Annotated in this window: 21 protein-coding genes and 1 pseudogene; 8 read left to right on the plus strand and 14 right to left on the minus strand. The window is 48.8% G+C overall.

Annotation, left to right across the window (positions count from 1 at the left end):
* Positions 1–12: 12 nt before the first annotated feature.
* Positions 13–303 carry a hypothetical protein gene (locus C2M17_RS11760; RefSeq protein WP_105190169.1) on the plus strand — a complete coding sequence of 97 codons (291 nt, stop codon included), beginning with the start codon at positions 13–15 and terminating at the stop codon, positions 301–303.
* A gap of 63 nt (positions 304–366) precedes the next feature.
* Positions 367–1,020 (plus strand): HAD family hydrolase, encoded by a 654-nt coding sequence (locus C2M17_RS11765; RefSeq protein WP_105200953.1) that lies wholly within the window; start codon positions 367–369, stop codon positions 1,018–1,020.
* Positions 1,021–1,042: 22 nt separating this feature from the next.
* On the opposite strand, the gene C2M17_RS11770 is transcribed toward C2M17_RS11765, so the two are convergent.
* From C2M17_RS11770 to C2M17_RS11785, 4 genes are all read right to left on the minus strand, one after another.
* The gene (locus tag C2M17_RS11770) at positions 1,043–1,681 is read right to left on the minus strand and encodes a LysE family translocator (RefSeq protein ID WP_105200954.1); all 639 of its coding nucleotides are present in this window, start codon (positions 1,679–1,681) and stop codon (positions 1,043–1,045) included.
* Positions 1,682–1,781: 100 nt separating this feature from the next.
* A complete protein-coding gene (locus tag C2M17_RS11775) occupies positions 1,782–3,596 on the minus strand; it encodes a S8 family serine peptidase (RefSeq protein WP_442792606.1) in 1,815 nt (604 codons plus the stop codon).
* Positions 3,597–3,874: 278 nt separating this feature from the next.
* Positions 3,875–5,083: a multidrug effflux MFS transporter gene (locus C2M17_RS11780; protein WP_267894354.1), complete on the minus strand. Its 1,209-nt coding sequence runs from the start codon at positions 5,081–5,083 to the stop codon at positions 3,875–3,877.
* Positions 5,084–5,499: 416 nt separating this feature from the next.
* On the minus strand, positions 5,500–5,979 hold the full coding sequence (locus tag C2M17_RS11785) for a hypothetical protein (RefSeq protein WP_158677948.1): 480 nt from the start codon (positions 5,977–5,979) through the stop codon (positions 5,500–5,502).
* 919 nt (positions 5,980–6,898) lie between these two features.
* Between C2M17_RS11785 and C2M17_RS11790 the strand changes: the two genes are divergently transcribed.
* Positions 6,899–7,372, plus strand: coding sequence for a hotdog fold domain-containing protein (locus C2M17_RS11790; protein WP_105200958.1), 474 nt, complete (start codon positions 6,899–6,901; stop codon positions 7,370–7,372).
* A 3-nt stretch (positions 7,373–7,375) separates the two neighbouring features.
* Here C2M17_RS11790 and C2M17_RS11795 read toward each other — a convergent pair whose 3' ends face one another.
* The 5 genes from C2M17_RS11795 to C2M17_RS11815 all read right to left on the minus strand — a co-directional run bounded on the left by C2M17_RS11795 (position 7,376) and on the right by C2M17_RS11815 (position 13,291).
* Positions 7,376–7,762 carry a bactofilin family protein gene (locus C2M17_RS11795; RefSeq protein WP_233997986.1) on the minus strand — a complete coding sequence of 129 codons (387 nt, stop codon included), beginning with the start codon at positions 7,760–7,762 and terminating at the stop codon, positions 7,376–7,378.
* 7 nt (positions 7,763–7,769) lie between these two features.
* Positions 7,770–8,882 (minus strand): M23 family metallopeptidase, encoded by a 1,113-nt coding sequence (locus C2M17_RS11800; protein WP_105200960.1) that lies wholly within the window; start codon positions 8,880–8,882, stop codon positions 7,770–7,772.
* A 188-nt stretch (positions 8,883–9,070) separates the two neighbouring features.
* Complete coding sequence (gene fahA, locus C2M17_RS11805; RefSeq protein ID WP_105200961.1) at positions 9,071–10,381, minus strand: fumarylacetoacetase; 1,311 nt, start codon at positions 10,379–10,381, stop codon at positions 9,071–9,073.
* 130 nt (positions 10,382–10,511) lie between these two features.
* Positions 10,512–11,558: a 4-hydroxyphenylpyruvate dioxygenase gene (hppD, locus tag C2M17_RS11810; protein WP_105200962.1), complete on the minus strand. Its 1,047-nt coding sequence runs from the start codon at positions 11,556–11,558 to the stop codon at positions 10,512–10,514.
* A gap of 263 nt (positions 11,559–11,821) precedes the next feature.
* Complete coding sequence (locus tag C2M17_RS11815) at positions 11,822–13,291, minus strand: peptide MFS transporter (protein ID WP_105200963.1); 1,470 nt, start codon at positions 13,289–13,291, stop codon at positions 11,822–11,824.
* Between the two features lie 423 nt (positions 13,292–13,714).
* Here C2M17_RS11815 and tyrR point away from each other — a divergent pair.
* Positions 13,715–15,270 (plus strand): annotated as a pseudogene (gene tyrR, locus C2M17_RS11820) (transcriptional regulator TyrR).
* 192 nt (positions 15,271–15,462) lie between these two features.
* Positions 15,463–15,996 carry a thioesterase family protein gene (locus C2M17_RS11825; RefSeq protein WP_105200964.1) on the plus strand — a complete coding sequence of 178 codons (534 nt, stop codon included), beginning with the start codon at positions 15,463–15,465 and terminating at the stop codon, positions 15,994–15,996.
* A 203-nt stretch (positions 15,997–16,199) separates the two neighbouring features.
* Here the strand turns inward: C2M17_RS11825 and C2M17_RS11830 are convergent, their stop codons facing one another.
* Positions 16,200–16,853: an OmpW/AlkL family protein gene (locus C2M17_RS11830; protein WP_105200965.1), complete on the minus strand. Its 654-nt coding sequence runs from the start codon at positions 16,851–16,853 to the stop codon at positions 16,200–16,202.
* Between the two features lie 230 nt (positions 16,854–17,083).
* Here C2M17_RS11830 and dapE point away from each other — a divergent pair, with 230 nt between their 5' ends.
* On the plus strand, positions 17,084–18,259 hold the full coding sequence (dapE, locus tag C2M17_RS11835; protein ID WP_105201095.1) for a succinyl-diaminopimelate desuccinylase: 1,176 nt from the start codon (positions 17,084–17,086) through the stop codon (positions 18,257–18,259).
* 75 nt (positions 18,260–18,334) lie between these two features.
* On the opposite strand, the gene C2M17_RS11840 is transcribed toward dapE, so the two are convergent.
* On the minus strand, positions 18,335–20,074 hold the full coding sequence (locus tag C2M17_RS11840) for a GNAT family N-acyltransferase (RefSeq protein ID WP_105200966.1): 1,740 nt from the start codon (positions 20,072–20,074) through the stop codon (positions 18,335–18,337).
* Between the two features lie 178 nt (positions 20,075–20,252).
* Here C2M17_RS11840 and C2M17_RS11845 point away from each other — a divergent pair, with 178 nt between their 5' ends.
* Positions 20,253–21,176, plus strand: coding sequence for a 2-hydroxyacid dehydrogenase (locus C2M17_RS11845; RefSeq protein ID WP_105200967.1), 924 nt, complete (start codon positions 20,253–20,255; stop codon positions 21,174–21,176).
* A 319-nt stretch (positions 21,177–21,495) separates the two neighbouring features.
* Here the strand turns inward: C2M17_RS11845 and smrA are convergent, their stop codons facing one another.
* Positions 21,496–22,089, minus strand: coding sequence for a DNA endonuclease SmrA (smrA, locus tag C2M17_RS11850; protein WP_105201096.1), 594 nt, complete (start codon positions 22,087–22,089; stop codon positions 21,496–21,498).
* A 110-nt stretch (positions 22,090–22,199) separates the two neighbouring features.
* Complete coding sequence (locus C2M17_RS11855; protein WP_105200968.1) at positions 22,200–22,436, minus strand: hypothetical protein; 237 nt, start codon at positions 22,434–22,436, stop codon at positions 22,200–22,202.
* Positions 22,437–23,025: 589 nt separating this feature from the next.
* Between C2M17_RS11855 and C2M17_RS11860 the strand changes: the two genes are divergently transcribed.
* Entirely contained in the window at positions 23,026–23,406 is a 381-nt protein-coding gene (locus C2M17_RS11860) for a response regulator (protein WP_105200969.1), read from the plus strand.
* Between the two features lie 130 nt (positions 23,407–23,536).
* Here the strand turns inward: C2M17_RS11860 and rpsT are convergent, their stop codons facing one another.
* Complete coding sequence (gene rpsT / locus C2M17_RS11865; RefSeq protein ID WP_105190149.1) at positions 23,537–23,797, minus strand: 30S ribosomal protein S20; 261 nt, start codon at positions 23,795–23,797, stop codon at positions 23,537–23,539.
* Positions 23,798–24,052: the final 255 nt, after the last annotated feature.

Here is a 24,052-nt window from a genome sequence, read left to right on the forward strand (position 1 = left end):
GAGAGCATTTGCATGTCTGGATTTTGGAACTATCGCGTTATCTTGGCGGAAGAGCAGGGCAAAGAGCCGCTTTATCAAATCCACGAAGTGGAATACACAGCCAATGGCAAGGTAAGTAACTGGTCAGAAACCGGTGCCGCACCCTTTGGCCATGACCTTGACGAGCTTAAAGCCGATGCCGAGCGACTAAAAAGCGCTTTTGAAAAGCCGGTGCTCAAGGTAGTACGCCAAGCTCGCGGTTATGAGCTGGTTGAGCTGGAAAGCGGCGAACCAGCCAGCGCCGAGCCACCCACAGCAAGTTAAACCAATTAAAAGCGCCTCAGGGCGCTTTTGTGTTATTAGGGTCTGTTGAACTTTGGAGGGAGCATGATCACCACCTTGTTATTTGATTTCGATGGCACCTTGGTGGACTCGGAGGCGGTGCACTTTCACTGCTGGGATCTGGTACTGGCGGAGTATGGCGTTCGCTATGATGAACTGACCTTTTGTCAGCGTTATGCTGGGCGACCAACACTGGCCTCGGCCGAGGACATGGTGCTCGAACATGGTTTGCAGGTAAATCCTTTGGCCTTGGCCGCCAAAAAGAACAAGCTCTTTGCCGAGCGGGCACATAATACCTTGCCGCCGCTGATGGCTTATGCCGAGACTATTTTGCGTCAGGCTTCTCAAGCGGGCTTTACTCTAGCCCTAGTGACCGGCAGCACCCGTGACGAGGTTGACCCTATTTTACATGGCTATCAACTAAGCTCCCTGTTTAGCTGTATCGTCTGCAAGGACGATGTGCACCACCCTAAGCCTCACCCCGAGCCTTATCTTATGGCCCTTGAGAAGCTGTCGGTGCCCGCCGCGCAGGGCATAGCCATTGAAGATACCCATACCGGCTCGCGCTCGGCCAAAGATGCCGGGCTAACGGTGGCCGCCGTCCCTAATTGCCATTCCCAGGTTCAGGATTTTAGCCATGTGGACAGGCGCTTTGATGATTTGCAGCAGTTCTATCTTTGGTTGTTGCAGCAAAAATAAAGACAGGTCAGCTCGTGTTGCGCTAGAGCAGCAGGTTGATGGCCAGCGCTATAAAGATCAAGCCGGTTAGCCTGTCTATCCAGAGTTGGGCACTGGGGTTACGTTTAAAGTAACGGGCAATCTTGTCACCGAAATAGATATAGGTGCAATCCACCGGAAACGCCAGGATAGGGTAGAGCAGGCCAAAAATAGCCAGTTGTACCGTGGTGGAGGTGTTGAGTGTCGGGTCAACAAATTGAGGAATAAAGGCGATAAAAAAGAGCGCCACCTTGGGATTCAGTACCTCGGTCATCATGGCCTGCAACAGCGGGCTTTGTTTTTTAATTTGCACATGGGGCTTGTCTTCACACGCCTCACTCGCCGCATTTTGCTGCCAGCTTTGCCAGAGAGTCATAATGCCGAGATAAGCCAAATAGCAGGCCCCTAAATATTGCACCGTGGTATAGGCGGTAGTGGAGGCCTTGAGCAAGGCCGATAAGCCGACCACGGCAAACAGGGTATGGGCCACGCCGCCTAAAGCAAAACCGAGGGCACAATGCAGCCCGGCGCGGCGACCATTGGCAAAGGTTTGCGCCATTAAAAAGGCATTGGAAGGGCCTGGACCCACGGCGATTAGAAAACTGGCGCCGAGAAAGGACAAGAGAAGTTCGGGGTTAAGCATGATAACGAAAGGTGGCCTGTAAAGCGCACAGGGTAGCAGCTAGACAAAAAACAATAAAGCGGGCATAAAGCCCGCTTTATTTACTTACTTCTAATTTGGCTTAGAAGTTAACAGTAACAGTTGTTGAACATACTGAACTGCCTTGCTCGCACACCTGGTAACCGAAGCTACCCGCAACCTTACCTAGGCTGTCAGTGTGAGCGTTATCGTTAGCCGTAGTTGTGATTAGCTGACCGTTACGGTAGATATCTACCATAGAGGTTGCTGCACCGGCCCACGATAGGTCAACGTATGCGTCGCCACGAGTTTTGTAGCCGCTAGCGTCAAGTGTAACGTCAGCACCTGGGTTGCCACCGTTGCCGCCGTCACCGCCACAGCCGTTAGCCGTTAGGTATGCATCAGCGTCGGCCGCTTTTACGATACCGTAACCGAAGTATACGTCTTTACCCGCTGCACCCTGGTCATCTGCAGTCGCTTTAAGCGCGTTACGGATGTCTGTACCAGTACACTCTGGGTGGTTAGACCAAACTAGTGCTGCAATACCAGAAACAGCAGGTGTTGCCATTGAAGTACCGCTCATGTAGCCATAGTCGCTCGCAGAGATAGTAACAGTCGCTGAAGTTGCTGCCATAAGTGCTGCACGGTCTTCAAGGGCTGTACCTACTGCTGGGATAGAAGTGCTGTTGGTGTCGCCCAGTGTGCCGTAAAGCATGCCAGGTTCGTTGTTAACGATAATCGCGCCCAGACCACCAGAAGCTTCACAGTTAGCAACCTTGTCGTGGAAAGAGATTACACCACGGTCGATTAGACATACTTTGCCAGCTGCGCCGCCGTCGGTCGCTTCTGCCGTGCCCATGAAGTAAAGATCAGCGGCTGCTGAACCTGTATTTTCCATTGCCGATACTTCTACACCTGCACCGTCAGCTGAAGCTGAAGCGAATGCCGCCATACCCGCAGGGTAAGTAGAAAGCGTATCAACACCGCCTGCAGTTACTTCTACACAGATGGTTTCATCTTCGGTCACGTTTTTACCGCGGCCAGAAGTACAGCTTGGGAATTGCGAGAAGTCTGCGATATTGTTGTCGGCATCGTTGGCACCGATCATCATTACCGATGGGTAACCGGCAGGGTATGAACGTACGCTGTTGCCATCGTTACCTGCTGCCGCTACTACAAGACCGCCTGCAGCAGTAAAGTTAGCAAATGCATTCGATTCAATGCTGTTTGAACCGCCGCCACCTAGGCTCATGCTGATGATGTTGGCGCCCGCTTGTGAACATAGGTTTGTAGCGTGAGCTAGGTCAGATGAATAACCCCAACCAGCGGCGTTGAAAACCTTGATGATGTGCATATCAACACCCGGAGCCATACCGACTACACCGATGTTGTTGTCTGCTGCACCGATAGTACCGGCGACGTGAGTACCGTGTGGGCCGCCATTGTCGAACCAGTTACCAGTACCTGAATCATTATCACCTGTGATTGCACCCCAGTTGAAGTCAGGGTTAGATGCGTCAAGACCTGAGTCGATAACACATACTTTCATGCCAGCGTTGGCGTTGAAAGTCACCTGGTTAGCTTGTGATTGGTAAACAGCATAAGGAGTCAGCTGTTGTGACATTGGATCGCCAAGGTCGTCGTTATATAGACCCATTGGGTAACGACGTTGGTCTGCTTCTACCAATTTAACGTGTGGGTTGTTTAGTAATCCTTTAACCGTGGCCAAGTCTTTACCAGCGAAAGTCGCTGCGAAGAAGCCATCACTATCCATGTTAACTTCACCACCCAGTTTTTTAGCGAGCGCTTTCACGACGCCTTTCTTATCGTTGTCAACTTGGATGATGTAACGGTCATCAGCAGCCATAGACTGTGTTGCGCCACTTAGAAGTGCTAACGCAACCGCGCTGCGAATCATTGTTTTTTTCATAGTAACCTCAAAAGCATTGAAGGGTGTTAACCGTTGTTTAACATTCGTTAACAATGTTACGTATGTTGGCACAAAGTGCAATAGTATTTTGTTCCTTTTTTCTACTTTTTTAGAATATTCTGTAGATGATATGGGCAGGAAAGTTATAAAGAGGCTTCTATCTAGCTAAATTAAAAGAGGATTTTAAGGCTGGATTACTATGGGGACAGGAGCCAGCAATTTGAGAACCCTTCAAAAATTACTGGCTAAAAATGCAACAGTTTGTCTTATTTATGTAACATTTTTCCTTTGTTGCCGAGTAGAACTAGCCAAAATGGCAGTAGCATACCTATATGCAGAGCGATTAACGCTGGCGCTGACAGGGGCAGAGACTGGGTTATTAGCACCAGCACTCCTGCGCCGCTCATCTGCATAACGCCAACCAAAGCAGAGGCGGTGCCCGCCTGCTTAGCAAAAGGGGCTAGGGCGGCGCCGGCGGCACTGCCAAGAATAAGCGCATAACCCAGGGCGCCTACAAACATGGGTATCATCAGCGCTGCGGCGTGTGCGCTGTGTTGACCGGCCACCAAGGCAATGGCGCACACCAACATCAGGGTTAGACCTAAGCGCAGGGCGCGGCGGGAGCTGCGTTTAATAAGCTGTGGGGCGATAAAGCAGGCCACCACGCTGATGGTGCCATTAAGAGAAAACCACAGCGTGAAGGTTGGAATATCGTCACCCAGGTGCTCGATGATCCAGCCCGGAGCACTGGTTACAAACATTAGAATTGAGCCCATGGTTAGCATGGTGATGCAGCCGTTAAACAAGAAAATTGGGTTGCGTAAAATGGGCATAAAACGCCGAAAATCGAAAATATGGCCCTGATAGTGGCTATCATGCGGGCGGGTTTCGCGGTAGATAAACCAGGTGGCGAGGGCACCGATCACGGCCCATATCAGCATAAAGATAAAGTTACTTTGCCAGTTAAAACGCAGCGTCAGCCAGGCTCCTAAAATGGGCGCCAGGGCGGGAATAAAGCACACCACGCCATTTAAATAGGTCAGCATCTGGCCACTGCGCGCCGGACCAAACACGTCGCGCACGATGGCAAACGCGGCAACAAAGGTGGCACAGGCGCCGATTCCTTGCACGGCACGGGCCACCAACAGCCAATTTAAATCACGGGCCATGGCACCGGCCGTGGCGGCCAGGGCATAAATCACAATACCCGCAAGGGCAACGGGACGGCGACCTATTTTATCGGCCAGGGGGCCGGCAACAAGCTGACCTAAGCCCACGGTGAGCATAAAAATGGCAACCGTCTGTTGCAGTTGCTGTTGTGATACCTGGAAATCTTTGGCCATCACCACAAAGGCGGGCAGGTAAATATCGATGGCCAGCGGGCAAAACACCACCAGCATCATTAATACGGTGATCAGAGATTTGCTGGGTTGAATATTCTGGGGAGTAGTCGGTGTAACTAAAGGAGAATTCACGATAATAATACGGCCTAGCTTACAAAGACATATTGTAAAAATGTCGCCAAATAGATGCCAGCATTAATATGGAAATATTTTGTGTGTCTGTCGCGTTTATTTTGTCGCGTTGGCGACGACAACCAAAGAGGGAGTGATTCGACTCCCTCTTTGGAAACTCCGCGAACCCGTGATTCGCCAATGCTTACGAACTCAGGTTTTTGTTAAACGTTCCGCTTAGGTGTTGATGCGATTTAACAGCACATCCATGTCCTGATAAATCTAGCTCGACATCGTGTCTCACGATCAACTCCACGCTTCACAACAAAAGCCGATTTCTTCAGCGCGAATCAAAACGGGAGAGGCGGCACCTGATATTTCAGAGTTTGCTGATGGGCTGATAAGTGACGGGAGCCGAAGGCGACAACACCGCCTTGTTAGCAGGCAATTTCCTTCTCCAGTGCCTTAATGAAGGACTCTTCGAGATCGGCGCAATCCTTTGGGTCGGCACCTTTACGAAAGAACTTACCATTAGGGAGTTTGGGGAGCAGCGTGTTGACGGACTTCATTGGCCCATACCCCTCTGACAGCGAGCGCGGGACCCAGCCGCTATTTTTTTCTGCCACAGCGGCAATATATGCGGAGCGGAACTCCGCCCACGAACAGAGCCCGATGCCAGATGTGCCAATGCCGATGAATGTGTGTGGCCAGCGGGAAGTGTCTGTATTAACAATCCACTCATTGAACTCACCTTTCGTTAAGCGAATAGTGCCCAGCTTGGCCTCAATACCGAATTGGTGTTCGTGGTCTTTGTAATATACGACATCCCCGATGATTCCTTTTGTTCCATCAGGATTGATGTAATCCGGCACGCGCTGGTTTAGTTTGAAAAGCCTCGGAACTAGATAAGCGCTCACAAAGTGGTGTTCTCCAGGGCAAGGCCGCTTACTCAGTCCTGACTTACTGAGATAGCGATCAATGTACTCACTGTAAGTATTTAGCACCTGTGCCCCCTTGACTGCTAACAATTTAATATCGAGCGATTGGGTCGTTTTTCTGCCGCAACCTGTCTCGTTTTTGTCCTATGACCATTGATAGCAAATTTAGGAAGTACTTACCAGCATTGAAGTTTCGCTACATTGCTCTAAACGTGGACACGACAAAGACGACCCTTTGGGTCGTTTTCCTGACTATGGGAGAAACTCAAGGATTATGGATGTATACACTGTGATTTCGGTGGAAGGATGAACCTCCGATCCTCGCTCTAATCAGACTTACAGTTTGCGTTAACCTAAATTGAAACGCAGATGTATCAGCTAAATCCCGTTAAAATTCGCGCTGAAGAAATCGGCTTTTGCTGCGAAGCGTGGCTAAGACAGCGAGGCATGGATGCCGAGCTAGATTTATCGGCACAGGGATGTGCCGTTCAATCGCGTCGTAGCCTAAGAGTAGCGCCTATCAAAAACCTGAGTTCGGAAGCATGTGCGAATTACGGGCGCCTTGGGGTTCATAGGGGTGGTTGGCGCAAACCACCCCTATGGTGTCGTCGCCACCGCGACAAGATCTTAATTTGAAAGTCGTAGTTGAGAAAGTGCAAGCAATTCATCCATAGAACAGGGTGGTATTGATTGAAGGTTTGCCGGTCTTATCGGCAATTTCTCCTGCATTGCTCATTTGTCAGACTGCTAGGTAACTGCTCCTGCGTAACCCTAGTACCTCCATCCATGGCGGCAAAGTCTGACCTACAATCTTGGCAGCTATAGCCGACAACAAGGGGGTTGCATTTATACCCAAACCCGGGTTTACTGGTACGATGAGTGCTTAAGGAGAAGAACAATGACTGCACCCCCATTATTACGTACCTATCAAAAGTTCACTAAGTGGCCCTGTGGGCACTGGCTGTTTTCAAAGGCCGTCTGTGCGAAAGCGCCGTATTTTTCATCAATTAAACCAGCTATTAGTGAGCTGATGCCGGGCAAGTGTGTGGCTAAGGTGAAAAACCGCCGTGCCGTGCATAACCACATCGGTACCATACATGCGATTGCCCAGTGTAATTTGGCCGAGTTGGTGGCCGGAGTGATGACGGATGCGACCGTGCCCCATAAAACCCATCGCTGGATCCCCAAGGGAATGACGGTGGAGTATTTAAATAAGGTGGATACCGATATGCAGGCAACGGCGAAAATCCCTATGCCCCATCAATGGTTCGATAAAGAAGACTTAGTGGTGCCGGTAGAGATAGTGAATATGCGTGGAGAGTTAGTGTTTCGCGCGGCCGTTACCATGTACATCACCGCGCGAAAAAAGTAGCCGTTAAGATTCGGCTACCAAGGCTTCTTCATCATTGCTGACAAGCGATAATGTTTCTTGTTGGTTAAGCTGTTTGATTTGCCCTTCCATCTGCGCGCCAGCGGCGATGCTCAGGGTGTTGTGGAACACATCACCCTGAACCTGTGCAGAGCTTTCAATTGCTACCTTATTGGCGCGAATTGAACCGCTTACACGACCACGTATAGTCACTTCACCGGCTTCAACACTGCCCTCTACATGGCCTTGACTGCCAATCATTAACACCTCGGCTTTAATATCGCCCTCGATGCGACCATCAAGTTGTACTTCGCCTTGGCTGAACAGTGAGCCGGTTAGGCGCACATCTGCGGAAATTAATGAGGGGGTACTGCTATTTTTATTATTATTCACAACGGGACTACTCTTCTGTGTATCTTTGTTCTTTGAAAACATCGGTTAATGCCTTGGTGATTTTGACCGGATTGATATGTTTATTATTGTGCAACACTTCGTAATGGAGGTGAGTTGCGGTACTGCGACCGGTGCTTCCCATTAAGGCGATGACCTCACCCTTAGTGACGAGATCTCCACGCTTAACGTGAATTTTATTTAAATGCCCAAAGCGCGTGGTAAAGCCATTGGCATGCTCTATTTCAATAAAACGCCCATAACCACCGTTACGCCCGGCTCGCACTACGGTTCCATCCGCAGGGGCAAAAATTTCGGTGTTACGCCATGCCGCCAAGTCTACACCTTTGTGCATAGCGCGACGACCATTCATGGGATCCTTACGCAGGCCGAAGCTGCTGGAAATATAGTAATCTGCTGCAGGTAACATATGCGGCACCTGAGCCAACATGGACTCTAGCTGGTTAAGGGTCAACAGCTTATCGACCACGCTGAGTGAGCTGGTGTCCTGCTCATCGGTATCGAGTAATTCCAGCGGGCCGCCCTGAGCCACCTGCTCCTCGCTTTTAGCGATCAGCTCATCCATCACAGTGCTGGGTAGGCCTGCACGGGCAATGGCAGCACCAAGCATTTGTTCACGCTTGACTATGGCTTGGTCGAGTAGGGAGAAGGTGTCGTATTGACGCTGCTGTAGCGTTGCTAAACGCTCATCGACACTAGTATCCGCCGAAGGCGTATCGCTGGCCTCAAAGGGAATACCTTGTTCCGGCAACAAAGATGCGGGCAAGGAAGCCAGTACATTCTGTGTCAGTTGCTGGCGTTGCTCCAGTTGGCTCAACTGGGCAATAAATTGCTCTTGCTGCTGCTTTGCCGCAGCGATTTGCTGACGCAATTGCTCATTTTCAGCAACCACATCGCCGCTGCTTAATTGCAATGCGCTTTGCTGCCAGAAGTTATAAGCACCAAAAGAGGCAAGTGAAGCAACACATACAAAAGCACTAAGCGCCATGGTGCACTGCTTCTTGGTGGTTAGCTCAACCACTTTCACTTCACCCTCTTGGCGAATTAAGAGCTGCCGTGCTGGGAAGTGCTTAGTAATAAAGTATGATAGATTAAACTTCATAAGGACAAATTACTGATAAAAACCCTGCTAAGATAACAAGGTGAGTTTAAAAATCCAGCAAAAAATTGTAATTGACCGCAAAAAAAAGCAGCTTATCGTGGTCAAAAGCACGAAAGCTGCATTTTTATTAGTTATCCTTCCAGGCTAGATAAGCCGTCAACTGGGAAGGGAAACTACCTGGCAATCTATTAGTTGGCAGGTAAAACGGTGGCGCGACATTCGCCGAAGCCGATGCGTGCGAAGCCTTGCTTCTCACACCAACCGCGCATGATCACGGTATCGCCGTCTTCCAGGAACTTACGGCTTTCACCATTACCCAGGTCAAGCGACTCTTTACCGCCGCGCGATAGCTCAAGTAGCGAGCCCGCTTCTTCATGCTCAGGACCAGACTGAGTGCCCGAACCCAGCATATCACCGGCGTTAAAGTTACAGCCGTTTACTGTGTGGTGCGCAACCATTTGCGCTACCGTCCAGTATGAATGCTTAAAGCTTGATTGTGACAGCTTGGCCGCTGGCGTGCCTTCGGCGCGCATTTTTTCGGTCTCTACCGCTACATCCATTTGAATATCAAGGGCACCTTGTTCACGGTTTTTGGCCGATTCCAGGTACTCAAGCGGTTGCGGCTCGTTCTCGTCGCGAGTCCAGGCCAAGCGATAAGGTACAAGCGCTTCATTGGTCACAACCCAAGGAGATACGGTTGAAGCGAAGTTTTTCGCCAGGAATGGGCCTAGCGGCTGATATTCCCAGGCTTGTAAATCACGCGCCGACCAATCGTTAAATAGGCAGAAGCCAAATACGTGCTCGTCTGCATCATCAAGCGCGATTGACTCGCCCAGCTCGTTACCCTTACCAAGGTAAATACCCAGCTCTAGCTCGTAGTCCAGACGCTTACAAGGGCCGAAAGTCGGTGTATCCGCATCCGGAGCCTTAGTTTGGCCCTTAGGACGAGGGAAGGTTTGACCGCTCACGCCTATGCTTGAAGCACGGCCGTGGTAACCGATTGGTACCCACTTGTAGTTAGGCAGTAAAGGGTTGTCCGGACGGAACAGGCTGCCTACCGCTGTGGCGTGGTAGATAGAAGTATAAAAGTCGGTGTAGTCGCCGATATGACATGGCAGGTCATATTCAACTTCTGTTTGGGCAATCAAAGCGTCGCTTAGTGCTTGCTCGTGCTCGCTACCCGTGCGCAATGCTTGTGAAAGCGCAAGACGCAGTGCCGACCAGTGCGCCTGACCCATGGCCATAAAGGCATTTAGACTGGTTTGTGACGCGGCTTCAACGGCTTCTTGGGCAAGACCGCTGAAAATGCCGAGTTTGGCCACGGCGGCTAAGTCTACTACCTGATCACCAATGGCGACGCCACCACGGAATGCTTCGCTGCTACCGGCGCGGCGAAAGGTGGCAAAAGGCAAGTTTTGGATTGGGAAATCAGTTTTGCCGTCGTTCGCAGAGCTGACCCAGCTGGTCAGGTTAATATCGTGCGTTTCATTGAGTTGCATGAGTTATTCCTTTTGCTAAAGCTTTTATCTGTTATTGAGCCAAGAATAAAAAAAACAAGGGCTCGGAACTTAAAAAAGCAGTGCCCACACAAAGGTGGACGCTGCTTTTTGGCGCTAGATTTGGGGGCGCTTAGATAACGCCACGGCGCTCTTGGTCACGCTCGATAGACTCGAACAGAGCCTGGAAGTTACCTTCACCGAAGCCGCCATCATCAACACGTTGGATCATCTCAATGAAGATAGGACCAAATAGGTTTTTGGTGAAGATTTGTAGCAGGTAACAATCTTCGCTTTGGCTATCTACCAGGATCTGGTGCTGTTTGATCTTCTCTTTATCTTCTTTAACCCAAGGAACACGGTCGAAGATGGTGTCGTAGTAGTGATCTACGATATCCAAGGTCGCGATGTTGCTTTGATCAAGTTTATCAAGTGAGGCGACAAGATCGTCAGTAAGGAAGGCTAAGTGCTGTACACCCGGGCCATTGTACTCGTTTAGGTACTCATCGATCTGGTTGTTGTTGTTGTCTTTACCTTCGTTGATTGGAATCGAGAAGGTGCCACATGGTGATTTAAGGGCGTAAGACAATAGGGCTGTTTTTTGACCTTTGATGTCGAAGTAACGTACTTCGGTAAAGCCAAATACGTCTTTGTAGAAGTTAGCCCATGTTTCCATCGTACCCTTGTACACATTGTTGGTCAGGTGGTCGATGCGGATAAAGCCTTTGCTTTCTACTACATTTTGCTCTTCTAGGTCTACGAAGTCAGTGTCGTAGATGCTGCCCTTGTCACCGAACTGGTCGATGAAATAAATCAGGCTGTCGCCGATACCGTAGATAGCAGGGTAAGGCATGTCTTTGTGCGTTGAATCGGTTGCAGGCTTTGCACCGCGCTCAACGGCAGTGTCGAATGCTTTTTGTGCATCTTCTACACGCCAACCCATAGAACAAATGGCCGGACCGTGGCTCTTAGCAAACTCTGCAGAGAAGCCGCCGCGCTCGTTGTTCAATAGGAAATGAATGTCGTTTTGGTTGTAGTAAAGGATGTCTTTATCTTTGAATTTCTTTAACTTTGAAAAGCCAAAGTCGGTAAAGATCTTGTCCATATAGTCCGCATCTGGTGTTGCGTACTCGGTAAACTCGATGCCCTTAAGGCCTAATGGGTTATTTACTTCACTCATGATTTAGCTCCACTTGCTGTGTGTTTGGCTAGGCTCTAGCGGTAAAGGTCGTTGCTGAAAATAAAGCGCCGCCATTGCCATCAAGCCATAATTGTTTGAGCGCATAATCGGAGAATTTGTTCGAAAGCGAAAGAGTGGGGGGCTAATTAACTAATGGGTTAAGTGTAAATAAAGGTGTACGATATCCTGCTGGTGTAAGCTTTTCGTTAAATCGGGTAATAAAAAAGGCGCCTAAGGCGCCTTTCTTGACTTCTATGGAAGAATTACTGCTTCTCACCTGTGAGTTCTAATTCTTCTTCTAGCAGCTGCTCTTCGTCATGCGTACCTTCTGCACCATGCATCCAGTCAACTAGCTTGTCAGCCATCAACCATAAGCAGATACCAGCGAGGAACGCCATGATGGCCACGCCACCGAAGGTGCTTAATGGGCCTGCATCACCAACCAGCTTACCGATTTCAGCGGCCGCGTAGTTACCGATACCCGAGAAGAAGAACCACATACCCATAAGGAGTGAGGTGTATTTCAGTGGCGCTAGCTTAGATACCATAGACAGACCGATAGGCGATAAACATAGCTCACCCATGGTGTGGAATACATAGGCCATAACCAACCAGATCACATGGGCTTTGGTATTGGCATCGTCACCGATTTGCAGTGCCGCACCCACCATGGAGATAAAGCCCAGGCCAAGGAAGAACATACCCAGGGCAAACTTGCGCGGTGAATCCGGCTCTCTATCTCCCATACGGATCCAGAAGCTGGCAAAAATAGGTGCTAGCAAGATGATGAAAATAGGGTTAACTGCTTGCAACCAGCTCGCCGGCATTTCCCAACCAAAGAATACCAGGTCAGTTTTGTATTTAGCGAAAAGGTTCATTGAGCCCGCAGCCTGCTCGAAGCCGGCCCAGAAAATGATGGTGAAGAAGCTCATGATCAAAATTACTTTGATGCGGTCACGCTCTTCATTAGTAAGAGGTTTTTTAGCAGCGCCTTGGTTGTCGTCACCGCCTTGCTTTGCCGCAGGCACGGTACCGATATTACCCAGGTACTTGTTAGCAAGAGACAGCTGCAGGATAACACCAAGAAGCATACCTACACCGGCTGTTAAGAAGCCGTACTGATAGTCAAATTTCTCACCGATAGAGCCAACTACGAAGTAGCCCAGGATAGAGCCCAGGTTGATACCCATGTAGAAGATGGTAAATGCGCCATCGCGACGTTTGTCACCTTCAGAGTAAAGGTCGCCTACCATGGTCGAGATATTTGGTTTGAAGAAACCGTTACCGATAATAAGTAGACCAAGACCCAGGTACATAAATTCAAGCTCTAGGCCAGGAACCATGGCATGCGGTGTACCCAGGGCAAATTGACCCAGGGCCATGATCACACCACCTGTGATAATGGCTTTACGCTGGCCCGAGATGTTATCTGCAAACCAACCGCCAAGTACTGGCGTTACATATACTAAGAAGGCATAGAAACCCAAGATGCTCAGGGCATTTGAATTCAATGCTTTTTGATATTCTTCGTCGGCGCCTGCTGACATTGGGTCGATGCCGAAGTAGGACATATCCCAGCCCATGGCGGCAGCGGTAGCAATAGTAGAAAGGTAAAGCACGAAAATACCGCGCATACCGTAGTAGCTCATGCGTTCCCACATTTCTGTGAAGAACAGCAGGAAGAGCCCCTTAGGGTGACCTAGAAAATCACCTGTTTTTGGTACTGAACTCATTAAAAATACTTCCTAACTTACAAATTTATTATTTTGCAATGCTGGGCATCGCTGCTATTTGTGAGGCCTTATTATTGTTGCTTTTGCTACTGTAAACCTCAGGTGAAACCTTGGATGGAAACCCTTGATGATCCCAGATAGCTGGCCTGTATCGGCAGGATAAAAGAGCGGCAAACTACCTGGCCGGTAGCGCGGGCGCCACTTTATCCTAGCGACAAACGCGCCACAGTATACATACCCACTGGCATCAGGGGAAGAGTTATGAATTAACGATAAATGAACCATTATGTGCAGAGGACGTCACGCCTCGGCAATATGGCATTAGCAAGTTTGTGCAGTAATCTTTACAATTTGCTACCCAATTATTGCTAATTTAGCGTATGATTGCGCCAGCCACACAGATAAACCGCGACTGAGGAACACATGCGTCTTGAAATTTATTGTCAGGACCGAATTGGTATCGCCCAAGAGGTACTAAATATACTGGTTAACTATCAGGTTGATTTAAAAGGCATTGAGGTAGATGCCAAGAATTGCCGCATGTATGTTAGTTTCCCGCCCATTGAGTTTGAACAGTTTCAAAAAATCATGCCGTCCATTCGCCTTATTCATGGCGTTGAGGATGTGCGGACCACGGCGTTTTTACCCTCGGAACGTGAGCATAATGAACTTAATACCCTGCTCAGTGCGCTGCCCGATGGCGTCATCTCTATCGATAACAAGGGCTGGGTGCGCCTGTGCAATGCCGCCGCCTGTCGCGATTTGCAAATGACAGAGCAGGAAGCTGTGGGTGCCAACATAAATAACCTGCTTAAAGGCTTTAACTTTACCCGCTGGCTTGAGGGTAAAGAAGTGTTGGGACAAACCACTCGGGTAGAAGTGGGCGGGGAAGACTTTATCGCCGATATTCTGCCAATATCCGTCCCGCAAGGGGATGACCAAAATGCCCTGGCCGGTGCGGTGATCAACATCAAATCGCAAAGCCGATTGGGACAGCAGGTTAGCGCGTTTCGTCGTTACGGTCAGGAAAGTTTTGCCACCATACATAACTATTCAACGGCCATGCGCCGCACCGTGCGTGAAGCCCGAAAGATGGCGCAGCTAGAAGCGCCCATTCTGATCACCGGCGAAACCGGTACGGGTAAAGAACTATTGGCGCGGGCCTGCCATTATGCGTCGAACCGTTCTATTAAACCCTTTATTGCCCTGTCTTGTGCCTCGCTTCCCGATGATGTTGCCGAGTCTGAACTCTTTGGTTATGCCGGCTATGAAGACAACGCCGCGCCAAAGCGCGGGGTGTTAGAGCAGGCAGATGGCGCACGGTTTTCCTCGATGAAGTGGGGGAGATGTCATCTCAGCTGCAAACCAAGTTGCTGCGCTTTTTGCAGGACGGCACTTTCCGCAAGGTCGGTGATGAAAACGAGGTTAAGGTGAACGTGCGTATTATTGCCGCGACACAAAAAGACCTGCCGGCCATGGTGCAAGAGGGAACCTTCCGTGAAGATCTTTATTACCGCATCAATGTATTGACCTTGGACATTGCGCCACTGCGCGATCGCAAGGCCGATATTGGCCCGCTGGCTGAGCATTTTGTGCAAAAATATGCGCAGCAAAATGGTGCTCCGGTTCCCACCTTAAGTGAAGAAACCATTGAGTATTTGCAGCAGTACCCTTGGCCGGGCAATGTCCGCCAGTTGGAAAATGCCATTTATCGTGCCGTGTCCTTACTTGATGACAGTGAGCTGACCGTAGAGCATCTGCAATTGCCGACCTTTACCAATGATCTGGGTTACCTGGAGTCGGATTTTGAAGGCAGTTTAGATCAGGCGGTTAAGCGTTTCGAAGCCACCTTGTTGCGCAAGCTTTATCCTGCTTACCCGAGCTCACGGCAGTTGGCTAAACGCTTAGGGCTCAGTCACACCGCGGTAGCCAACAAATTGCGCGAATACGGTATTAACCGAAAGACCGTAAAAGTGTAATCGGCAGTTTTTGCCAGGTTATTTCAGATGGGTACCTCAGGGTGCCCATTTTTATATGCCCTTACCTATGAAGGTAATGGATTCAAAGCCTTGCTGGTATGTTTTAAAGGGGTAAAGCAATAGGTGAGCTTTTATTAAAGCGGTGATACCATGCTGGTCTTACCTGTTTTAATGGATCTCTAGGAGCATACCTTGAACCTCTATTTTCGGCTGTTATGGTTATTTTTTAGGATTAAACGTAATAAAGCGCGCCAATCTTTACTGGAATCCGTGGATATCGACTTTCGCGCCTGGCCTCTTGATTGCGATATTAATCTGCATCTGACTAATTCCCGCTATTTAGCCTTGATGGATATTGCCCGCACCTGGATGACAGAGCGACTGGGCATGCTGGGGGCGGTGATGAAGCGCCGCTGGTTTCCTATAGTTAATGCTACCGCCATCACCTATATTCGCGATATTAAGCCATGGCAAAAATTCACCGTGTCTACGCGTTTGGTGGGTTGGGATCATAAGTACTTCTATATCGAACAAAAATTTACAACAGAGAAAGGCTTACATGCCATTGCTTATGTGCGCGGCGTATTTCGCAGCCGCCAAGGTGTGGTGGATGTTGAAGAGATAGTGGCCTTGACTGGTTATAAGGGTGAAACGCCGGTTTTGTCGCCGGAGATAGAGCATTGGAAGGCCATGCTGGAACAAAAAAAAGCGACTAATAAGGGTTAGTCGCTTTTGCTTTGCTTACATTAGCAAGTGTGGGCTTGGTTATACCAATTCACTTAAATAGCTAATCATTCTAGCGGGCTAAATATCGTGCTCACTGCGTTGGAATTTTTGTATGTAGAATAACTACATAAGAAAAACTCCGCCTTGTTATCACATCATTTATCCAGCGCTATATCTGTTCACATACTTAACAGAATTGGTATTTAGAAGCTGTAACGTACACCGAACATGGCAACAACAGGGTCGATTTTAACGTCAACTGTCAGTGCCTTAACGCCATCGGCATAAACGCTTGCGTCGCTGTCGATATCCATGTAGCTGACCATGCCGTGTAGACCCCAGTTTTTGTCCAGCGCGTAGTTAAAACCAACCTGAGCGGCAAGGCCCAATGAGTCGTCTAGCTTTAATTCTACGTCGTTGGTACCCAATACGGTTTTAAGATCTTGGCTCGCTTGCTCATCGAAGAAGATGGTGTAGTTAATACCGGCACCTACGAATGGGCGGAACTTATCGCCGGCCTGACCGAAGTGGTACTGGCCAAGAAGCGTAGGTGGTAAGTGTTTAACTTCACCGATTGATGCACCTTTAAGACCGGTACGACCGTCCACGTCGTGGCTAAATGGCGTGGCTGCGATTAGCTCTAACACCCAGTTGTCGTTTAGGGCGTAGTCGATGGTAATACCCAGCTGCGTATCGTCATCAACGTTTAGGCCAAGCGTTGGATCTTGGTCGATTTTAGACACTTCGCTGTCTGGGTTTACATTAATGGCACCCACATTAATGCTCAGGTTTGCGTGAGCAAGAGAAGAGGTTCCAAGTAAAAGGCCAACTAAAGCTGCGCTAAGTGTTTTTTTCATCTTCATCTTCCTAAGTAGAAATTTTAAATTTGTTGTGCTGATGGCGCCATTATCAGGGCTGTTGGAAAATAAAAACTGTTCTAGATCAAGCTTTCATCCGCGTTTGCGTATCGCCTCGGTGGATCTTTGATTTAGATTAAACTTTGCGTCGGTTATAAGGCAAAAAGTTGACATAAGGCTGTCATAAAAAGGCGCTGTAATGGCTTTAACGCCATGTTATGGAGCATTTTATGTCGAACGCTGCTCGCCTTAAGGCAAAGGTTTCGAATCTTGCGGATGAGCTTGTGTACTTGCAACAGCTTATTCGTTTTCCCTCGGTTACTCCCAATGAGGCCGGCGCCATCGCCTGGCTTGATCAGCAACTTACACAGCGGGGGTTTAGTTGTGAGCTCTTTGAGTGCCAAGGGGTGAGCAATCTGATAGCGAAATACGAGTTTGGCCCAGGGAGTGCCTTTGCGTTTTGCGGCCATATAGATGTGGTACCAGCCGCCGCCGAGCGTTGGCGCTGCGATCCTTTCGCTGGCGACATTATCGATGGCGAAATGTATGGTCGAGGTGCCGCGGATATGAAGGGCGGGGTCGCGGCCATGCTGGCGGCCACCGATCGCTTATTGGCGGCTAAGCCGACTCAGGGACAATTCTATTGGTTGATCACCTCGGATGAAGAGGGTGAGGCCGAGTTTGGCAGTGCCGAGATTGCTAAGCATCTGGCCAACCAGGGGGTGCGTTTAGACGCCTGTCTTGTCGGCGAGCCCACCGCTGATTTGCATGCCGGTGATACCATCAAAAATGGTCGTCGTGGCGCCTTGTCGGCACGCATTAGTGTTAAGGGTCGCGCCGGACATGTTGCCTATCCAGAGCATACGGTCAATGCCGCGCATATTGGTGCGCAATTGGCGGTGGCGCTGCAACAAATTCACTGGCATAAGGATATTGAGGGCTCGAAAACCACATTACAGGTGACCGGCCTACATGTACCTAACAGTTTGGATAACCTGGTGCCAGCCCAGTGCCAGCTGACCTTTAATGTGCGCTATAGCCATGGTTATCGCAGTAATGATGTGCAGGACATGGTCAATCAGGCCCTGGCGCCCTGGTTAAATGAGATTGAAATCAGTTGGGAGCGCCCTTGTGAGCCTTATTACACCTCCGGTGGTGGCAATATCGATCTGATTGCGGTATTGGAAAGCGCCATTTATGCCTGTACTCACAGTTATCCTAAGCTCAGCACCAGTGGCGGCACATCCGATGGGCGCTTCTTTGCCAACGAGCACACTCAGGTGGTGGAGTGTGGTGTACGCAACCACACCATCCATCAGGATAACGAACGGGTTGCAGTGGCGGATCTTAATGCTATTACTGATATTTATGCCCAGACGCTAAAGCAGGTGTTCGCCTGCTCTTAAGAGTGGGCACTGTAATTAAGAGATGAAAAAGCCGGTGTAAAAACCGGCTTTTTTGTGGTTGGGGGAATCTGTTAACTAGTTTTCTTTTGTACGGGCGATCAGGGCATCATTGGTGAGATAGCGCTGCGCCTTTTTCTCTTTCAGCTTGGCCATATCGACCAAGACCAGGCCATCGATACAGTTATTAAAGTCAGGGTCGACACTAAAGCTTAAAAATGAGACCCCGTCCTCTTGGCAAAGTTCAGTGTATTGCTTGAACAGGGTTGGCACCTGGGCGCCCATATTGGCCAAAATATGCTTTAACTCGGTAAAGTCAGCTTTAACATCATTTCCGCAGAACAGGCTTTGTGCATAGGCCTGAGTATCGTCACTGTGTTTAAACTCGTGTTTAGGAATAGCCAGTTGCTGCGCTTGTCCATAATAATGTTGGTAGTGATACACCAACAGCTCCTTGGCATTTTCCGGCAGTGCATTAGAGAGGCTGACGGCGCCGAATAGATAGCGGTACTTGGGGTAGCGGCTAACAAAGGCGCCAATGCCAAACCATAAATAATCCAGGCTCTTACGGCCCCAGTACTTTGGCTGCACAAAGCTGCGTCCCAGCTCTATGCCTTGCTCGAAATATTCGTCCATGCCCGGCTCGTAGTCGAACAGGCTGTCCGTGTACAGGCCCTGACGCCCTTGTTTATTGATGATTTCGTCAGCACAGGCCAGTCGGTAAGCACCTACTAACTCCAGCTGCTTTGGATCCCAAAGCAAGAGGTGATGATAGTCCATATCATATTTGTCTATATCGCGACGTTTGCCACTGCCTTCGCCCACGGCGCGAAAGGCGATTTCCCGCAGACGGCCAAGTTCGCGAAACAGCGCCGAGCTGCCCTGATACTGATACAGGTAAATATGCATGCCGTCCTGAGTTTCTCCCAAACGCTCGCAGTCATTAAGGGCCGATACCAAGGCCTTGCGGCACTCGGCATGGGCAATAGGCGTCTGAGTTTTTAATAGCTCAGGCTTTTTCGTGCCAAGACGATAAAGCTGTTTGCGGATCAGGCGGCTGATCTCTTTATCGTTGAGGTTATCAAGCAGATATGACTTGGGCACTATGGCGGCGCCAATTTCAAATTCCAGCGACTTTTGTCTTTGCTTGAACATTTCCTTGACTAACAAGAGGCTGGCCAGCGGCTTGTAGATCATCGAGGTGCCGTAAAACAGCGGGCTGTTCTTGGCCTTAACTAAAATTGGCAAAATAGGGGCGCTGGCTTTTTTAGCAATGCGCAAAAAGCCGTGGTTCCAGGTGCAGTCCTTGACGCCGGTTGGACGCAAACGCGATACCTCTCCGGCGGGGAAAATCAACAGGGCTCCTTCATCCTTAAGGTGTTGATGAATAGCGCCCAGCTCTTTTTTACGGCTGTTGCCGGACATATTGTCCACCGGCAATAATAAGGAGTGCATGGGCGTGACACTCATCAGTAAGCGGTTGGCGACCACCTTGATATCCGGGCGGACTCGCGCCAGCACGCTGATCAATGCCAGGGCATCAAGTGAGCCGATAGGGTGGTTAGCCACTATTACCAAGCGCCCTTCGCTGGGAATATTGTCCAGTTGCGCGGAGTTAAATCGGGCGCTGAAATCCAGCTCTTCTAAAACTTGCTCGATAAACTCCAGGCCCTGTAAGTGTGGGTAATTATCACCAAAAGCAACAAACTCCTGCTCATGTAACAAATAACCCAGGCCTTTTTTAACCAGCCCCTTTACCTTGGGTGAGTTTGCTAAACTCGGTAGGTTATCTTCTACGACCTTATCAATGCTGATCATACTGTGCCCTTTGGCAACGAAATAATAGCTAGATTAAAAATCGACCATGACACTAAGGTGTAAAATAAGTGACAGTTTTAAGACTGGGCGAGGGTTAAAGCGGCCATTGCAAAATAGCCTAGTGACGCTGCACTAAGGCTATGTGATACTGCTCTTTTTTATTGTTCGGGAGTAGTCGATGAGCTTATTGTTAGCCATTCCTAATCGTAATATCGAGCGTTTAGAAGCCCAGCTTCAGGCGCAATTGGGGGCTGATAAGGTACAGGTATGGCCGAATATAGTTGATGCCGAGGGCATAGACATGGTGCTCGGCTGGCAGGTACCTGAAGAATTATGGTCGCAGTTGCCGAATGTGCGCGCGGTAATGTCTTTTGGTGCCGGTGTTGATGGATTGAACTTGGCGGCTATTCCCGCGCACCTGCCCGTCGGTCGCATTGTCGACCCTGAGTTGGCAGCGGATATGGCCGAATATGTATTAACTCAGGTGTTACTGCATAAAACCAATATGCCCCGTTATATGCATCAGCAAGAGCAGCAAGTTTGGCGGCCCAAGCGAGTACGCTCTCATAATCGGGTGGGTTTGCTGGGTTTTGGTCAACTTGGGCAAGCCATAGCCAAGCGTTTAATCGCTAATGGTTGCTCTGTGATGGCTTATTCTAATGGCGCTAAAACCGAGAGTGATGAGGTGCAGCATTTTCATGGTGAGCTGGGTCTGAATACCATGTTGGCACAAAGCGATTATCTGGTGTGTATTTTGCCCTTGACCGAGCAAACAAGGGGGATAATCAATGCCGATTTGCTGGCTAAACTGCCCGATCATGCGGTAGTGATAAATGTTGGCCGTGGTGCCCATGTGGTGGAAGAGGATTTACTGGCGGCGCTGCAAGCGCAGCAACTTGGTGGCGCTTCTCTCGATGTCTTTAATCAGGAGCCTTTGCCCGCAGAGCACATGTTTTGGCAAACTCCAAACCTGATCGTCACTCCCCATTGCAGTGCGCTAAGCAGGATAGATACCGTGGTTGAGCAGGTGGTGACTAATTATCAGCGCTTACAGCGGGGCGAAGCTTTGCTCCATTGCATAGACAGGCAGCGGCAATACTAAATTACTACTGTCTAAGTAAACAGCTTGTTAATTTTTTGCCGCTTGCTTATAGTATGTGCCGTTACATACTTGATGTAAAAAATAATAATAATAATCTTAGCCGCTAAAAGGCTAAGCCAAGTGGGAAGCGTTATGAAACACAATCAAGGTGGAGCTAAGTTTAGCTATATATTGATTTGGGTTGCTTTTCTCGGATTAGCGGCCTGGTTCAACCAAGCTAACGCCATGCCTTTATAAGGTCTAGGGCTAGAACACTACCATTCCAATGCATAAAAATGCCGAGCTGAGCTCGGCTTTTTTTTTGCCTGAGATTCGAGTCTTAGCGCTTGGCGTGCAGTTCTCGGTTTTCCAGTTTTTTCTGCGCACTTTTTTTCAATAATGCATAGGTGGAGCCAAGGCCGCCGTGGCATTTTAGGGCGCTATGAAAAGCCAAAACACAATCGAGTTGCTGCAGCCAATGGTTCACATAGCTTTTTAGCAGGCCTTTATGGGGCTGGCTCTTTTCTCCAATACCGTGCCTTATCAGTAATACGCGAATATTCCGTTCATGGCAGTCGGTAATGGTTTCATACATGGCCTTGCGTGCCTGGACCAGGGTTTGACCGTGCAAATCTAAGGTGGCATCCACATCATATTTACCAAGGCGCAGATTTTTATACACGCCTTCTTGCACACCGGATTTTTTAAAGGCTAGAAAATCATGGGGATCGAGCAGTTCAACATGTTCGCTTGCGAGCAGGTTGTCATCGAACTGGATCGCTTGCTCCGCTGCCCGACGTTTCTCCTGCTGTGCAAGCGTGGGTTTAGATGAGCGTTGAAAGTAACTGACGGTATCTGGCTTTGCCATGGGGGTAACATCACCCATAAACTCAGCAAATAGGTCGCTGTCGCGTGCTGGAGAAGAAGAATTCATAATCGCCTCGGCCAAATAAATTACAGCTAGGCTGATGTTAGCCTATTTTATTTGACTTGTACCACAGCATTTTTGTGCCGTGGTACCAAGTGCGTTATTTTTGCGCTGTTTTACACTAGAGTGCGGCCAACGCGGCTGGTGTATACCTTAAATAAATAGAAGGTATTAATTAACACTAGGGTAATGTTAGTCAAACCATTAGGTGTTACTAACTGCTGAGCATGGACAAAAAATAACAAACCAATGGCGATACTTGCGGCGATACGCAGCAGGGTGCCATGACTAATAAAGAAAGCGCCAATAGCCAGTGCTCCAAGTATGATTTGAATTCCAAGGTTGACGTCCAAGTTGCTCGACTCCAAAGTGTAATAGGACTAAAAAAGAGGCGCTATTATGCGAGCCATTATGGGTGCAAACAAACTAAAAAAAATATCATTTTCGGATAAGTTTTATTAATCTGAAATTTAATGCGCTCAGAGTGAGAATACATCCATATTGAGGTGCGGGATCTGGGCCGTTGGGCATTAGCCGGACAATAAAGGAATTCAGGTAAAATCAGGATAATTGCCAATTCATGGGGGTAAATGACTGAAAATCAGTGGTTAAGGAAGCGTTCATCATTTTTTTTAGCATCTGAAAAAATAGATAATGATGCATTACTGATTAGAACTAATGCAGGCTAGCGTTTTCTTTATGACTATATAGGGAACTTGATTGAGGTTAAGTCGATAGAATAAACATAAGTTTGCTTAATGTTTAATAAGGCAGTTAAGCGCCCCGTCATTTCTACCTTGTAAGCTTGGTTACCAAGGCGCTGGCAGATGCTTGGCCTAACCGTCGCATCGCTCTATAATAAGGGCGGTTTTTAGTGTAGTTTGGTTATCTAAGTTAATTCTTAGGATTGCCCCATTCAGTAGGATAAGTTAGGAAGTTTCAATGGACGATATAGCAATATTAATAGTGGATGATGTTGGCACGGTACGGAGTTTTCTCAACCAAACCTTGATGCATTTAGGGATAGACGATGTCGATGAAGCGGCGACTGCGGCGCAATGTATGTCGGCCTGTGCGCAAAAGCGTTACCAGATTGTATTTTTAGATATCGAACTGCCCGATGGTGACGGAAAGGCGATGATAGCCGACATTAACGCTATTTTGCCCGAGGCCAAGGTAGTGATGGTTAGCGCGCATTCTACTATTGATAATGTAAAGGATGCCATAGACAAGGGCGCCAAAGGTTTTGTGGTGAAACCCTTTTCACCGAAGAAGATTGCGGCGATGCTGAAAAAGTTTTATCCCAGCATAGAGTTTGCCTAAGAGGCAACTCAAGAAATGGGGAGCAGGTGTATACCGCGCCTGCTTAATCATGTGTTTATTCGAACGTGATTGATTTGCAGACATAAAAAAACCGGCCTAGGCCGGTTTTTTTGCTAGATTAAGAGCTAAATTATAGCGCTTTGATCTTAGCAGCAAGACGGCTCTTATGGCGAGCTGCCTTGTTTTTGTGGATTAGACCCTTAGTTGCGTAACGATCTAAAATAGGTGTAGCTACTGCGAAAGCCGCTTGTGCAGCTTCTTTGTCACCAGCTTGGATGGCAGCAATTACTTTCTTTGTGTATGTACGCATCATTGAACGACGGCTTGCGTTGTGCTGACGGCGTTTTTCGCTGGTTACAGCGCGTTTCTTTGCAGACTTGATGTTAGCCAAGGTTTGCTCCTAACAATCTTAAATAAAGCTTATATTTAAAGGCCGTGGACTATGCCCGTTTTTTTTCAATTTGTCAATCAAATTTACTCACGTGGCACAGCCAACTGCAGGAGTAACGAATCGCCAATGCCTACCGGGAGACACATATATAAGGTGCTATAGCGGGTTAGCGCACCCTATACCCAATAAAATTTGGTTTGTTATTGCAGTTAATGGCCTGTGACCGCGGCGGATTATAGCAAAGCAAATGAGCGG

The organism is Pseudoalteromonas sp. T1lg10 (genome assembly GCF_002964545.1).
Classification (GTDB): domain Bacteria; phylum Pseudomonadota; class Gammaproteobacteria; order Enterobacterales; family Alteromonadaceae; genus Pseudoalteromonas.

Bases quoted from the DNA above. Each gene is read 5' to 3' on its own strand.
- C2M17_RS11765 (WP_105200953.1), top strand. From the start codon at position 367: ATGATCACCACCTTGTTATTTGATTTCGATGGCACCTTGGTGGACTCG.
- C2M17_RS11760 (WP_105190169.1), top strand. From the start codon at position 13: ATGTCTGGATTTTGGAACTATCGCGTTATCTTGGCGGAAGAGCAGGGC.
- smrA (WP_105201096.1), bottom strand. From the start codon at position 22,089: ATGAATTCTTCTTCTCCAGCACGCGACAGCGACCTATTTGCTGAGTTT.
- C2M17_RS11830 (WP_105200965.1), bottom strand. From the start codon at position 16,853: ATGAAAAAAACACTTAGCGCAGCTTTAGTTGGCCTTTTACTTGGAACC.
- C2M17_RS11800 (WP_105200960.1), bottom strand. From the start codon at position 8,882: ATGAAGTTTAATCTATCATACTTTATTACTAAGCACTTCCCAGCACGG.
- hppD (WP_105200962.1), bottom strand. From the start codon at position 11,558: ATGAGTGAAGTAAATAACCCATTAGGCCTTAAGGGCATCGAGTTTACC.
- fahA (WP_105200961.1), bottom strand. From the start codon at position 10,381: ATGCAACTCAATGAAACGCACGATATTAACCTGACCAGCTGGGTCAGC.
- C2M17_RS11860 (WP_105200969.1), top strand. From the start codon at position 23,026: ATGGACGATATAGCAATATTAATAGTGGATGATGTTGGCACGGTACGG.
- C2M17_RS11775 (WP_442792606.1), bottom strand. From the start codon at position 3,596: ATGATTCGCAGCGCGGTTGCGTTAGCACTTCTAAGTGGCGCAACACAG.
- C2M17_RS11840 (WP_105200966.1), bottom strand. From the start codon at position 20,074: ATGATCAGCATTGATAAGGTCGTAGAAGATAACCTACCGAGTTTAGCA.
- C2M17_RS11845 (WP_105200967.1), top strand. From the start codon at position 20,253: ATGAGCTTATTGTTAGCCATTCCTAATCGTAATATCGAGCGTTTAGAA.
- dapE (WP_105201095.1), top strand. From the start codon at position 17,084: ATGTCGAACGCTGCTCGCCTTAAGGCAAAGGTTTCGAATCTTGCGGAT.
- C2M17_RS11790 (WP_105200958.1), top strand. From the start codon at position 6,899: ATGACTGCACCCCCATTATTACGTACCTATCAAAAGTTCACTAAGTGG.
- C2M17_RS11815 (WP_105200963.1), bottom strand. From the start codon at position 13,291: ATGAGTTCAGTACCAAAAACAGGTGATTTTCTAGGTCACCCTAAGGGG.
- C2M17_RS11770 (WP_105200954.1), bottom strand. From the start codon at position 1,681: ATGCTTAACCCCGAACTTCTCTTGTCCTTTCTCGGCGCCAGTTTTCTA.